This is a genomic window from Aquirufa sp. Wall-65K1, assembly GCF_054558475.1.
In genome coordinates, this window is record NZ_JBPXKD010000001.1 from 390,286 (window position 1) to 404,506 (window position 14,221).

The 14,221-nt window shown below is 37.3% G+C and carries 9 protein-coding genes and 1 pseudogene; 5 read left to right on the plus strand and 5 right to left on the minus strand.

Annotated features, from left to right (window positions below; genetic code table 11):
- The first annotated feature begins 7 nt into the window (after positions 1-7).
- Positions 8-949, plus strand: a complete 942-nt coding sequence (locus ACST15_RS01765; RefSeq protein WP_459452932.1) for a ribose-phosphate pyrophosphokinase — start codon at positions 8-10, stop codon at positions 947-949.
- Positions 950-1,008: 59 nt separating this feature from the next.
- Complete coding sequence (locus ACST15_RS01770; protein ID WP_459452933.1) at positions 1,009-1,575, plus strand: 50S ribosomal protein L25/general stress protein Ctc; 567 nt, start codon at positions 1,009-1,011, stop codon at positions 1,573-1,575.
- A gap of 381 nt (positions 1,576-1,956) precedes the next feature.
- On the opposite strand, the gene ACST15_RS01775 is transcribed toward ACST15_RS01770, so the two are convergent.
- Both ACST15_RS01775 and ACST15_RS01780 read right to left on the minus strand, forming a co-directional pair.
- The gene (locus ACST15_RS01775; RefSeq protein WP_459452934.1) at positions 1,957-4,125 is read right to left on the minus strand and encodes a sodium-translocating pyrophosphatase; all 2,169 of its coding nucleotides are present in this window, start codon (positions 4,123-4,125) and stop codon (positions 1,957-1,959) included.
- Between the two features lie 66 nt (positions 4,126-4,191).
- On the minus strand, positions 4,192-6,780 hold the full coding sequence (locus tag ACST15_RS01780) for a DUF5686 and carboxypeptidase regulatory-like domain-containing protein (protein ID WP_459452935.1): 2,589 nt from the start codon (positions 6,778-6,780) through the stop codon (positions 4,192-4,194).
- A gap of 132 nt (positions 6,781-6,912) precedes the next feature.
- Between ACST15_RS01780 and ACST15_RS01785 the strand changes: the two genes are divergently transcribed.
- Positions 6,913-8,109 carry an aspartate aminotransferase family protein gene (locus tag ACST15_RS01785; RefSeq protein ID WP_459452936.1) on the plus strand — a complete coding sequence of 399 codons (1,197 nt, stop codon included), beginning with the start codon at positions 6,913-6,915 and terminating at the stop codon, positions 8,107-8,109.
- A gap of 1 nt (position 8,110) precedes the next feature.
- Here the strand turns inward: ACST15_RS01785 and trxA are convergent, their stop codons facing one another.
- The 3 genes from trxA to ACST15_RS01800 form a co-directional block, all read right to left on the minus strand.
- Positions 8,111-8,434, minus strand: a complete 324-nt coding sequence (gene trxA, locus ACST15_RS01790) for a thioredoxin (RefSeq protein ID WP_109323049.1) — start codon at positions 8,432-8,434, stop codon at positions 8,111-8,113.
- A gap of 63 nt (positions 8,435-8,497) precedes the next feature.
- Positions 8,498-12,061, minus strand: coding sequence for a DNA polymerase III subunit alpha (gene dnaE, locus ACST15_RS01795; RefSeq protein WP_459452937.1), 3,564 nt, complete (start codon positions 12,059-12,061; stop codon positions 8,498-8,500).
- 3 nt (positions 12,062-12,064) lie between these two features.
- A complete protein-coding gene (locus tag ACST15_RS01800) occupies positions 12,065-12,748 on the minus strand; it encodes a DUF2461 domain-containing protein (protein WP_459452938.1) in 684 nt (227 codons plus the stop codon).
- 116 nt (positions 12,749-12,864) lie between these two features.
- On the opposite strand from ACST15_RS01800, the pseudogene trpS reads away from it, so the two are divergent.
- Together trpS and ACST15_RS01810 are read left to right on the plus strand one after the other, a co-directional pair.
- A pseudogene (gene trpS / locus ACST15_RS01805) lies at positions 12,865-13,362 on the plus strand (tryptophan--tRNA ligase); the annotation flags it as partial.
- Positions 13,339-14,220, plus strand: coding sequence for a tryptophan--tRNA ligase (locus ACST15_RS01810; RefSeq protein ID WP_459453234.1), 882 nt, complete (start codon positions 13,339-13,341; stop codon positions 14,218-14,220). The pseudogene trpS and the gene ACST15_RS01810, both read left to right, overlap by 24 nt.
- Position 14,221 lies beyond the last annotated feature (1 nt).

The following is a 14,221-nucleotide window of genomic DNA, read 5'->3' on the forward strand; positions in this document are numbered from 1 at the left end:
TTCCCAAATGGCAGCGATTAATGCAGTAAAAATATTTTCAGGTTCAGCGTCCAATTATTTGGCCAAAGAAATTGCTAAATACTACGGTAAAGATTTGGGGGCAGCTACGACATTACGCTTTTCAGACGGAGAAATGTCTCCAAGTTTTGATGAGTCAGTTCGCGGTTGCGATGTATTTATCATTCAATCCACTTTTCCAACGGCTGATAATCTGATGGAATTGTTATTGATGATTGATGCAGCCCGTAGAGCTTCCGCACACTATGTTACCGCCGTTATTCCCTATTTTGGATATTCTCGTCAAGATCGAAAAGATCGACCTAGAGTAGGAATTGGAGCCAAATTGATTGCGAATCTATTAACAGCGGCTGGTGCTGATCGTCTTATGACCATTGATTTACATGCTGGACAAATTCAAGGTTTCATGGATTTTCCGGTAGATCACTTGGAAGGAACAGCGATTTTTATCCCTTATTTGAAATCCTTAGAGCTTGACAACCTCACTTTTGCCTCACCAGATGTAGGTGGTGTAGTGAGAACAAGAAATATGGCAAAATTTTTTAATGCCAATATGGTTATTTGCGACAAGCACAGAAAACGCGCGAATGAAATTGCATCCATGCAATTAATTGGTGATGTAGAGGGTGCCAATGTTGTTTTAGTGGATGATTTGATTGATACAGGTGGAACTATGTGCAAAGCCGCTCAATTAATCATGGATAAAGGTGCAAAGTCGGTGAGAGCAATTGTTACTCACCCTGTTTTATCTGGTAAGGCTTACGAAAACATTTCCAATTCTGTGTTAACCGAATTGGTGGTAACGGATACCATACCATTAAAAGAAGAATGTGCCAAAATTAAAGTTCTTACCGTTTCTGAGTTATTTGCAAAGGCAATCGGAAGAATTAGAGATCACGAATCTATCAGTTCATTATTTATTAAATATTAATTTCAACCGTTTTCAGGGGATAGCCACATGCGAAAGACTGGAAACTTAACAAAAACAACATGAAAAAATTAGAGATTGTAGGGTATAAAAGAGCGAATCTCGGAAGTAAGGGCGCGAAAGATTTGCGTACTGAAGCTTTAGCTCCCTGTGTATTGTATGGTGGAAAAGAGCAAGTTCACTTTGCTGTTCCGATGATTCTTTTCCGTGATTTACTTTACTCATCAGATGTTTATGAAGTATCATTAAACATCGAAGGTGATCAATACCGCGCTATTTTACAAGATGCGCAGTTTCACCCAGTAAACGAAATGATTTTACACGTTGACTTTTTAGAAATTGTTGATAACAAGCCTATTAAGATCGATGTACCTATTAAAATTATTGGTAACTCTCCTGGCGTTATCAAAGGAGGTAAAATGATCCAAAAGTTACGTAAAGTTACTTTGAAAGGATTAGCTGAAAACATTCCTGATTTTGTTACTGCTGATATTTCTGGATTAGATCTAGGACAAACAGTAAAAGTTAACAAATTAGTTGTGGAAGGATGTGAGATATTGAATCCAATGTCTAACCCAGTTGCAACGATCGATATCCCAAGAGCATTAAGAGGTAAATTAACCGCTTAGTTCTAGGTTATCTTTCTGATAGAGATAAAAAACGCCTTCCAATTGGAGGGCGTTTTTTATTAGGGATTAGAGGTTAGGGATTAGTGTTTAGTGCTTAGGGATTAGTTGTTAGGGAATAGGGGTTAGAGGTTAGGGATTATTGATTCGAATGGTAAAGAAGGGAGGAGCTTAATTGAAGTAATATGGAGAAAGAAATTTAAAACCTGTAATTCCATTCACCATATACATAAGAACTTATTCCAAATTCACTAATCCTTAAAACCTAAACACTAAAACCTAAACACTAAAACCTAAACACTAATCACTAAACACTAATCACTAAACAATAAAAAAGGGCCAACCCTATTGGATTGACCCTTTTTTCAAACAATTTATGTAAAACTATTTCTTGGCAATCACTTTCATCACGACAGGAGCTTTCTCCACGTGGGAAACCTTGCCGTCAGTTTTTGCAATGTAAGGGGCAATAACTAAAGAAACGATGGACATCAACTTAATTAAAATATTCATTGATGGTCCAGAAGTATCTTTAAATGGATCACCTACCGTATCACCTGTTACCGCAGCTTTATGCGGTTCAGATCCTTTCTTATAAGTTACTCCATCAATTAATACACCCTTTTCAAATGATTTCTTAGCATTATCCCAAGCACCACCAGCATTCGACTGGAAAATACCCATCAAAACACCTGAAACAGTTACACCCGCTAGTAAACCTCCTAAAACTTCTGGTCCCATGATAAAACCAACAATCACTGGAACTGATAAAGCAATTGCACCTGGTAACATCATTTGGCGAATAGAAGCCTCTGTCGAGATAGCCACACATTTTTCATACTCTGGTTTAGCTTTATACTCCATGATACCTGGAATCTCACGGAACTGACGACGAACCTCGTTCACCATTTCCATAGCTGCTTTACCTACAGCAGAAATACATAATGCAGAGAAAATGAAAGGAATCATTCCGCCAACAAATAAACCGGCTAATACATCCGCTTTATAAATATCAATCTGCGTAATACCCGAAATACCAACGAAAGCAGCAAATAAGGCCAATGAAGTCAAAGCCGCCGAAGCAATAGCAAATCCTTTACCAGTTGCAGCTGTGGTATTACCCACTGCATCCAAATTGTCTGTACGCTCACGAACTTCAGCAGGCAATTGGGACATTTCTGCAATACCTCCTGCATTGTCTGCAATCGGACCAAAAGCATCAATCGCTAATTGCATAGCCGTAGTTGCCATCATACCAGCTGCGGCAATGGAAACACCATAAATTCCAGCAAAGAAATAAGAGAAGTAAATACCTGCTGCTAAAACTAAAATAGGTAAAACAGTAGATTCCATACCTACAGCTAAACCACCAATGATGTTAGTCGCATGACCAGTACCTGATTTTTGAACGATGGAGTCCACAGGACGTTTTCCCATAGCCGTATAATACTCAGTGATGATAGACATCAAGGTTCCTACAATAAGGCCTACAATGATGGAATAAAACACATCCATAGCAGTAAAGCTGAATCCACGTAATACCAATGTTTCTGGCAAAATATTCTTCACCAAGAAATAAGAGGTTACAAAAGTGATGACAATAGATAAGTAGTTTCCTGTATTCAAGGCATTTTGCACAGAATCAGTTTCATTTTTAATTCGTACAAAGAAAGTTGAAACCAAAGAAGCTAATAAACCAACCCCAGCAATTAACATAGGTAATAAAACAGGGGAGAAGCCACCATAGTTGTCAATTACTTCAATTTCCTGGCCTAATACCATGGTTGCTAAAATTGTTGCCACATAAGAACCAAATAAATCGGCACCCATACCAGCCACATCACCCACATTGTCACCCACGTTATCCGCAATAGTTGCAGGATTACGCACATCATCCTCAGGAATACCTGCCTCTACTTTACCTACTAAGTCTGCTCCAACGTCTGCAGCTTTGGTGTAAATACCACCACCTACACGAGCAAATAAAGCGATTGACTCAGCGCCTAATGAAAAACCTGCTAATACTTCAATCGCTGTTTTCATCTCATTCGAAGTCAAGGCTTGACCTTGAGCAAAAACTTGATAAAATGTAATAAACAAGCCACCTAAGCCTAAAATAGCCAAACCTGCAACTCCCATTCCCATAACAGAACCTCCTGTAAATGAAACAGATAATGCTTTAGCCAAAGAAGTTCTAGCAGCTTCTGCCGTACGAACATTAGCTTTCGTAGCTACAATCATACCGATATAACCAGCAGTTGCTGAAAATATGGCACCGATTAAAAAGGCAACGGCAATTAAGGGAGAAGAGTGAAATCCAGGACCTTCCTGATTTCCTAACCACGCCAATAATATCGCAGTGGGAATTGCGAAATAGGCTAATATTTTCCATTCGGCTTTTAAAAAGGCAATCGCACCATCTGCGATATATCCCGAAAGCTCTTTCATTGTGTCATTTCCAGCATCTTGCTTCGATACCCAGCTAAATTTCCAAGCCGTGTACAACAATCCTACTATACCAAAAGCAGGAACTAAGTAAACAATTGAATCCATAAAGTGTGTGTTAGATTATTCCAAAAAAATTTGTCACAAAAATAAGAATTTTGGCGTAAAAAACAACTAAAAAGGAAATCTAAGCAAGAGCTTGAAGCGCTCTGGAACCCAATTGCTCATAGGATACGCAAGCTCTAAACCCAAAAATTTACCGATGCCCGAAATTCCATAAACAAGCTCCTGATAAGCACCTTGATTGACTCCTTGTAGAATTTGAAGTCGATTGTACACGGCATATTCTCTAATACCATATTGGGTTAAGATATTCCACTGACTCAATAGTAATTTTCTAGGTTCCCATTTCATGTACAGTTTAATATGAGAGTCTGTAGTACTAAAAGCATAATAAGGCAAGGACCGGAATGATTGTTCATTTGCACTTATAAAATTGGTTTGATTACCATTGAAATGGCTGTAATCTAAAAAATTAGTAGCTTTTTGTAAATAAGTCGTATAGGACATTTGAAGATTCAAAGTACCTAATCGCGCTAAATTGATGAATTGACTATAATCAAAATTCAAACGTTGAAATTGATCATCACCCGTTCCAAATGCGTAAATAAAATTAAAAGATGGGCCTTCATTATTATTTATTCTCCTAACGCCGTTGAATCGATTCCAAGTGGCTTTAGGTTGCCATCGAAATCCAAGAGAACTAGCCCACTGATTAGCTCTTGCAGGAATTTGATTTCCCCAAGCTACATTTTCAGGCATATTGGGTTCAAAATGTTTATCTTGATTTAACCATCCATGTTCCACTGAGTTGCTTAAAACTTCTCTATTTCTATATTCAAACAAGGAAAGGAAACGTAAGCTAGGTGTAAATTGGTATTGATAATTTAAACTCACATAGTTCTTTTGAAATAATCGAACATAGTTTTCTGATAAAATGACAGAGTAAAACATATTCAAAAATGGCGAAATAGGGTTACTTCGATTAATTTGGAAGACATTACTACCAAGTTCAGCTTTGATATACTGCCTATTCTCATCAAAATTACGCTCCATAAACACATCTCCATTCCAATGATGGCGAGCTATGGCATATCGCATATTTGCCCCTAAAGTCAGGTAATTATTTCTACCAAATCGATTTCTATATACAATGCTTCTATCCAGATAAAATCCATCTACTGCATTAAATCCCCCACCTATGGAACTTAAATCCAAACTTTTACCGATGAAATTCTTTTCATAATTATACAATTTACCGTAAAGCAAATGACCAAATTTGAACGTGGGTAAAGCATTGATAGAATCCTTCCTTCGTTTATCTGCACCAGCAATCCATAAACTATCTGCTTCCTTATATCCCACTTTCTCAGCCTCGGTTAGTGGTACTTGTCGTTCTTCTTCCCAAAAACTCTCGGGTTTATTTTTTGATGTAGAATCCACTTCAAAGGTATAATCAGATGTCAAACCATCCATTTTGACCAGATTTTCCTTCTTTTCTTCATTATCTACTTTCTTTAAAACCTCCTTTAACTTTTTCCTAGTCAGCTCTTTCCCCAAGGCCTTTTTGGGATCTTTAATCTTTTCTCGATTTATCTCTTTGGCTAGTTCTTTATTTAATCTCTCTTCTATAATGGCAGGTTTTACTAAAAAAGCAGGGTTAACCTTTATTTGATATTGTTTGATTTGAGTGATGTATCTAAAATTTGCCTTAATCCCGAATGCATCAAAATTGACTTGAGAATCATATTGAATTGGCATCCAAACTCCCTGAAACTGGGCATTTTGTTGTGTAAATCCATAAGACCCATTGGAATCTTTAAATCTTAATTGGAAGGAATAAATGCTCCAAGTATCTTCTACTACTTGAACTGTTCCCTCAAATAAATCATCATAACTGGCCTTAGGTTGCACTTGTATTTTGCTGATAGTCAATCCGTCTTGTGTAAAACTACCTAAATAGGCAAACCGATAAAGTTGAAATGCCTGTGGACCAAAGGGCGACCATAAACCTCCCCAAACTTTAGGTCGATAAAAGTTCGTTTGCGTAACGCGTAAATTCAATCCTTGATTTAAAGCAGGAGGAAGGTTATTCCGGTTGGAAATTACCTTTTCTTGCAATCGGTTGGGCTTTTGATAACTAACTTGATTTATTCCTTCCAAAACATAGGTGCTACCGACTTTAACACCCATTTCTTTTTCAATTTTTTTCCCACCTAACATTTTCACTAAGGAACTTACTTCAGTTACTTTCCCTGAGCCTTTAACATAGGCTTTGGCTTCGTAGGCATCTAATTCTTTTAAATGAAATGGCGCCATAGCAATCATCCTCCGCATAATGCCAATGGCTGGATCTTCCTTTAAACCTCCCACATTTACCTCTGCCAAAGCCACGGCTTGTTCTTCTAGTATCACATCCAATAATTTATCTGAATTGGATGTTTCTAATTCAATGCTGAAGGTCTTTGGACTATGCCCTAAATACCGAAACACCAATGTGTGCTTTCCTATTCCTGTTTTAATGGAATAATTACCTTCTTCATTCGCAGTGGTACCCTTATTCAAATTCGATACCCAAACCGTAGCAAATGGCATCACTTCACCTTGTTTATTTCGAATCGTTCCGTGAATTTGCTGCGCGCGTATTGTAGAACCAAAAAGAATGATAACAGAAAGGCTAAAAAGTAGTTGTATAAATTTCATCTTAGGGATTTTGAAACAAAAATAGTTCCAGAATTGATAAGTAAACTGAATTTATGACAAAGGGTAAAATAAAGTAGTGAATAGAATTACCATTCCTAACGTAAAGAAGATAAATTTGTTTTTCTTTTGATTATGGCCATTACTCATCGACAACTTTTTCTTGATCATCTTGCTAAAACTTCTGATGCACCCTTAGCCTTGGAAATTGAAAAAGCTGAGCATATTTACTTATATGATGTTCAAGGAAAATCCTATATGGATCTAATTTCGGGTATTGCCGTATCCAATGTAGGTCACCGTCATCCAAAGGTGATCTCCGCCATTAAAAAGCAATTAGATCAGTATATGCATTTAATGGTGTATGGGGAATACATTCAAAGCCCTCAAGTCCTACTTGCCCAAGCTTTAGTAAAATCAACACATTCAACCCGATTGAATCAAGTTTATTTTACCAATTCTGGAACTGAAGCAGTAGAAGGCGCAATGAAATTGGCTAAAAGATATACCGGTAGAACTGAAATTATTTCATGTTTTCAAGCCTATCATGGAGCTACGCAAGGGGCTTTATCCCTAGCGGGTGATGAAAATTTCAAAAATAGTTTTCGTCCTTTGCTTCCTGATATTCGCCATATTCGTCATGGAGCAGTAGAAGATTTAACACAAATCACTCATAAAACAGCTGCTATTGTCATAGAAATAGTAGGAGGGGAATCAGGTGTAAGATTAGCTTCCAAAGCTTATTTTAGGGCATTAAAACAGCGTTGCCAGGAAACCGGCTGCCTATTGATTGTAGATGAAATACAAACAGGCTTTGGAAGAACAGGTACCTTTTGGGCATTTCAAGCCATGGAAATAGAACCTGATATTTTATTATCAGCCAAAGGAATGGGAGGGGGAATGCCTATAGGCGCATTTATTGCTCCAGAGGAAATCATGCAAACTTTAACAGAAAGACCTGTTCTGGGGCATATCACTACTTTTGGAGGACATCCTGTTTCCTGTGCCTCATCTTTGGCTACCTTAGAAACTATCTTTGAGGAAGCATTATTAGAGAAGGTAGAAAGGAAAAGTCAATTATTTAAAGACCTTTTGGTTCATCCCAGCATCAAAGAAGTGCGAGGAATAGGCCTCATGCTGGCCGTTGAATTAGATTCTTTTAAAACTGTCAAGGCTGTGATCGATGCTTGTATTGAGCAAGGTTTAATAACCGATTGGTTTTTATTTTGTGATTATTCCATCCGTATTGCACCACCTTTGGTGATTACAGAAGAGGAAATAAAAATAGCCTGCAACATTTTGCTACAGGCTATTCAAGAAGTTAATCAATAAATTAAGCGTGCTTCAACAAAGCCTCAGCTAAAACTGATTTTGGTAAGTTACCGCCCACTAAACGCTCTTTCATTTCACCATTTTTGAAAACCATCAAAGTAGGGATAGAACGAATACCTAAAGATGCTGGTACAGCTGAATTTAAATCGACATTCATTTTCGCAACAATCGCTTGACCCTCTACTTCACCTGCCAATTCCTCTACAACGGGTCCAATCATTTTACATGGACCACACCATTCAGCCCAAAAATCTACTAATACAGGTGTATCAGATCCTATTAACTCTTGAAAATTGGCATCAGTTGCCTCTACGTATTTTCCCATGATTTATTTTTATTAAGATTCAAAATTAACATTTTTATTATTTTTATTGGAAAAACAGGCTAATTAAGATATCAATTTCACCGTAATATTGTCTATTTCTGCCAATTCATCCATTAAGGACTTTTCAATATTTAATTGCATTTTTCTCGACATAAAATCTAGTTGCAATCGTTCTTCTTCATCGTAAACCTCAATCACTAACTTTTTGTTTCCTTTATGTCTTTCCAAAGTCTCCAATAACTGTTCCAATGAAGTTTTGTTTAAACTATGTAAGTTCAAAGAAAGTTTCATTTCCTTGGTCCGCGAAGATAAAATTTCTGACAATAGCTCAATGGATTGAATTTTAAAGGCTTTTTGATCCGAATAAGAGTTTTTATTTTTATAAACTCCTTGAATAAATAACAATCGATCCAGGCCGATAAAGCGTTCAAATTCAATATAATCCTTGGCAAATAATGCGAACTCCGTAGTTCCCGAAAAATCCTCCAAGCTAAAAATCATAAACTGATTTCCATTCCCTGAAGTTCTCACATTCATTTTGGTAACTATTCCAGCCATTGATTGAACATTGCCTCCTTTAAGTTCCAATTGCGATACACTTGAATTACAAAAATTATTGATTTCTATGCGGTATTCATCCAGCGGGTGACCAGAAATATAAACGCCTACAACTTCCTTTTCATTTTTCAATTGCTCCATAACCGACCATGGTTCAGCGGTGGGAAGCCTAGGTTTGGCGATATCATTTCCGGTTCCTGCTCCCAATTCACCAAATAGGGACTGGGTAGCACTAGCTTTCAATTCAGCCATTCGAGATGCATACCGAACAATCTTTTCTATGAATGTGGTATTTTCCTGATCTACGTGGAAATAATGAGAACGAGGAATTTCCGTAAAACAATCAAAGGCACCAGCCAAAGCTAAAGATTCTAAACTCTTTTTATTGACTTGGCGAACATTGATTCGCGAAACAAAATCAAAAATATCCGTGTATTCTCCATTTTTGGCTCTTTCCTCCACAATGGCATCTACGGCTGCCTCACCAACACCCTTGATCGCTCCTAATCCAAAACGAATATGGCCTTTTTTGTTGACAGCAAATACCCTCTCTGATTCATTTACATCAGGTACCAATAAAGGAATACCCATGCGTTTACATTCATCCATAAAGAAGGTAATCTTCTCAATATTTCCCAAAGAGTTAGAAAGTACCGCTGCCATGAACTCAGAAGGGTAGTTGGCTTTCAAATACCCCGTTTGATAAGCCACTAATCCATAGCAAGTTGAGTGCGATTTATTAAAGGCGTATTGAGCAAATGCTTCCCAGTCGGTCCAAATTTTTTCCAATCGATCAGCTGGATGGCTATTCGTTTGACCACCCTCCATGAATTTACCTTTCATTTTGTCGATGGTAGCCTTATCTTTTTTACCCATGGCCTTTCTCAATACATCGGCATCTCCTTTGGTAAAATTGGCTAGTTTCTGAGATAGAAGCATTACTTGCTCTTGATATACGGTAATTCCGTAGGTATCACTTAAATACTCCTCCATTTCTGGCAAATCGTATTCAATTTTTTCTCTACCGTGTTTTCTAGCAATGTAATTAGGAATATAGACCATGGGACCAGGTCTAAACAAGGCATTCATAGCAATCAAATCTGAAAACTGATCGGGCTTTAAATCTTTCAGGTGCTTTTGCATCCCAGGAGATTCAAACTGGAAGGTTCCATTGGTTTCGGCCCTTTGATATAATTCAAAGGTCTTAATATCATCCAATGGAAGTGAATCTAAATCAATCGTAATGCCATGATTTTGCTTGATTAATCGTATGGCTTCTTTTAAAATAGACAAGGTTTTTAAGCCCAAAAAATCCATTTTAATTACACCTGCGTTCTCAATCACCGATCCATCAAATTGAGTAATCAATAAACTCACGTCTTTGGAGGTAGCAACAGGAAGAATGTCCGTCAAATCATTGGGAGCAATGATGATACCCGCAGCATGAATACCTGTACCTCTAACCGACCCCTCCAAGACCAAAGCATTTTCTATAACTCTTGAGGCCAATCCTCCATCAGCCTTTATTTGCCTCAATTGCTTCACCTGTTCCAATTCCTCACTCGACAAATTTTCTTTGTCGGCCAAACTGCCATCTCCAGTCAATGGTGCATTGATGACACGTTCAAGGGATATTTTAGGCTTATCCGGTACTAGTTTGGCCAAGGCATTGGATTCTGATAAAGGTAAATCCAGAACCCGAGCCACGTCTTTGATGGACATTTTGGCAGCCATGGTTCCATAGGTAGCTATATGTGCTACTTGATTACGACCATATTTTTCAACCACATAATCAATCACCTTTTGTCGACCTTCATCATCAAAGTCCGTATCAATATCGGGTAATGATTTACGATCTGGATTCAAGAAACGCTCAAAAAGCAGATTATACTTTATGGGGTCAATATTGGTAATTCCCAAACAATAGGCCACTACGGAACCTGCAGCAGAGCCACGACCTGGACCAACATAAACGCCTAAATCTTTCCCGGCATTGATGAAATCGGCTACAATCAAGAAATAACCAGCAAAACCCATGGTTCTGATGGTATGCAATTCAAAACGAAGTCTTTCCTCAATTTCCTGATTGATGTCCACATAGCGCTTTTTAGCGCCTTCCATGGTCAAATGTTCCAAGAAATCATCCTGACTTAAAAAAGTGCTCGGAATTTGGAAGTTGGGTAATAATACATCCTTTTTCAATTCCAAGGTTTCCACCTTACCAACAATCTCATTGGTATTATCAATGGCCTCAGGAATATGCGACCATAATTGGGTCATTTCTTCCGTAGTCTTGAAATAAAATTGATCATTATAAAAAGCAAAACGCTTTCCCTTCATGTCAAAATCGCCTTCTATATCCTTGTAAGTAGGAGTAGACTGCTTTTCTCCTGTATTAATGCACAATAAAATATCGTGGGCATTGGCATCCTTTTGATCCAAATAATGGCTATCATTCGAGGCTATAACTTTAACATTATATTTTTTGGCAAAACGTAATAATACCTCATTTACCGTTTGCTGTTCTGGAATATGATGGTTCTGAACCTCAATGTAATAATCCTCTCCAAATAAATCCAACCACCATTTAAATTCCTTTTCAGCCTCTTCTTCACCGGAGCGTAAGATAGCCTGAGGAACACTAGCTCCTAGACAACAAGTCGTGGCAATCAAACCTTTATGGTATTTCAACACTAACTCTTTGTCTATCCTAGGGTATTTGGAATACATTCCTTCCATGAATCCCAAGGAACATAACTTAACCAAATTTTGGTATCCCTCTGGATTTTTGGCTAGAAAGAGTTGATGGTACCTTTTATCTTTTTGTTCCTTCGTAAAACTTTGTTTATGCCGATCCGTCACTAAATAAAACTCACATCCTACAATGGGTTTCACTCCGTGCTTTCCTGCTTCAGCTACAAATTGGAATACCCCAAACATATTACCATGGTCAGTAATAGCCACCGCTGGCATATTGTCAGCCTTAGCTTTTTTAAACATGGAAGATATCTTGGACGCACCATCCAAAAGAGAAAACTGAGAGTGATTGTGCAAATGCGAAAACTGCATAAATTAGTTAATAGAAAAGGGTTCTTTATCAAAAAAAATGGCATTCAAGAAATCTAAATAAGGTTTTAGGACCTGTGCATCCTTGATAAGCATATCGGCAAATAGGGGATTTGTGAGCTCTGAATCACTGTATTTTCGCCAAAAAAATAATTGTTTCTTTTTTAACAATTCAATTTCGGGATGATCTACCTCATAACCTTTAGGCATTTTTTTTAAGGAGTCACCAACCGGTTCACCAAATACCTGTAAAAAAGTAGGTGACTGAATGATTCCTTTTAAATGCTTAGCATTATAATCGATCTCTTGTCGAAATAAAGCCAATTGTTCCGGAGTAGGATCATACATTCCTCCACCCAAAAACGATTTTCCTCCTGGCTCAATGTGGACATAATAGTCCATTAAACCCGACTTACGACCACCTTCTGAGAAACTGGCTGAAAACCAGGTTTTATAAGGAGCCTTATCTTTAGAAAACCGAACATCCCGATAAATACGGTAGGAGCAATGCTTTAATTCTACACCATCCATGTTTTCAAACTCAGCAAACATGGAAATCAATTGAATGGTAAATTGATCAAATGCCAACTTCTGCTCCAGGAATCTTTCCTTATTTTCTGCAAACCATTCTCTCGTATTGTTATTTTTTAAATCAGATAAAAAGCTTAATAGAGAGGAAGGAATGGACATGGGCATTTGAAACAAAATTTATAAACGAATTTAAATAAATAAGTCAATACTTACCCTTAAACTTTGGGAGTTTCGCGCTATTTTCTTGATTTTTGTAAAACAATAAATTTTAAAGCATGCGCATTCTGACGGGCATTCAATCTTCTGGTCGACCACACTTAGGAAATATCCTAGGAGCCATTCTTCCAGCTGTTGAACTTTCTAAGAAATCTGGCAATGAATCATTTCTTTTTATAGCGGATTTACACACATTAACAAGTTTAAAAGACGGGGCTACCATCCGTGCCAATACCTTATCCATTGCTGCCGCTTGGCTAGCTTGTGGTCTAGATACCCAACATACCTATTTTTATCGCCAGTCGAAACTAGCGCCATTTCATACCGAATTATTATGGTATTTAAGTTGCGTGACGCCTTTCCCGATGTTAGCCAATGCCCATAGTTTTAAAGACAAATCCAATAAATTGGCCGATGTCAATGCAGGACTATTTACCTATCCCGTTTTACAAGCAGCTGATATCTTGTTGTATGATGCAGAATTAATTCCGGTTGGAAAAGATCAAAGACAGCATATTGAAATGACGAGGGATATGGCAGGGGTGATCAATCGATTGTTTTACAATAATTTAAAAAATGAGAATGGAAACTCAAATGAAATTATTAATCGTATAGATCAAGTCAATTTTAGGATTAACAAATTAAATAATCATTTTAATTTTAATTTTGAACTATGTATTGATAACAACAAAATATTTTCAAATATTATTTTATCAGAAATTTTTGAATTAAAAAAACTTATTTCTACCGAAAACAATAAATTTTTATCCAACAATAAAATTTCTGGTAGTTTAGATTTCGAAAAGCTAGACACAATATATAACCAGACACGTAGCATTGAAAATTCTTTATTAAATCATCTAAAAGATGGCTATGATTACAAATATTATAATGAAGAGGATAAATTTCAATTTATTTCAAAATATAAATTACAAAATTATTCTCCTGTTAATATTTTTGTCATACCTGAAGCCGAAATATCGGAGCATGTCATGACCATCCCGGGCATTGATGGGCAAAAAATGAGCAAATCGCTTAATAATTACATTGATGTCTTTTTGCCAGAGAAGGATTTATTAAAACAAATCAAAAAGATTGTTACGGATACCACTCCATTGGAAGATCCGAAAAATCCAGATGAGGACATCACCTTTAAATTGTATCAATTAATCGCCACGCCAGAGCAAGTGGCTGAGATGAAAGCGAATTATTTGCGTGGTGGTTATGGATACGGACATGCCAAACAAGCCTTATTTGAGGCCATGCTGGTATATTTCAAAGAGGCTAGAGAAAAGTTCGACTATTACATGGCCAATCCAATGGAGATTGAGGCCAAATTAGAAGAAGGGGAGGCTAGAGTAAAACCCATCGCCGAAGCAACTATCCAACGAGTACGTGAAATCTTTCAGTTTTAGT

Bases quoted from the DNA above. Each gene is read 5' to 3' on its own strand.
- ACST15_RS01775 (WP_459452934.1), bottom strand. From the start codon at position 4,125: ATGGATTCAATTGTTTACTTAGTTCCTGCTTTTGGTATAGTAGGATTG.
- ACST15_RS01780 (WP_459452935.1), bottom strand. From the start codon at position 6,780: ATGAAATTTATACAACTACTTTTTAGCCTTTCTGTTATCATTCTTTTT.
- ACST15_RS01800 (WP_459452938.1), bottom strand. From the start codon at position 12,748: ATGTCCATTCCTTCCTCTCTATTAAGCTTTTTATCTGATTTAAAAAAT.
- ACST15_RS01765 (WP_459452932.1), top strand. From the start codon at position 8: ATGGCAGCGATTAATGCAGTAAAAATATTTTCAGGTTCAGCGTCCAAT.
- dnaE (WP_459452937.1), bottom strand. From the start codon at position 12,061: ATGCAGTTTTCGCATTTGCACAATCACTCTCAGTTTTCTCTTTTGGAT.
- trxA (WP_109323049.1), bottom strand. From the start codon at position 8,434: ATGGGAAAATACGTAGAGGCAACTGATGCCAATTTTCAAGAGTTAATA.
- ACST15_RS01785 (WP_459452936.1), top strand. From the start codon at position 6,913: ATGGCCATTACTCATCGACAACTTTTTCTTGATCATCTTGCTAAAACT.
- ACST15_RS01770 (WP_459452933.1), top strand. From the start codon at position 1,009: ATGAAAAAATTAGAGATTGTAGGGTATAAAAGAGCGAATCTCGGAAGT.
- ACST15_RS01810 (WP_459453234.1), top strand. From the start codon at position 13,339: ATGGCAGGGGTGATCAATCGATTGTTTTACAATAATTTAAAAAATGAG.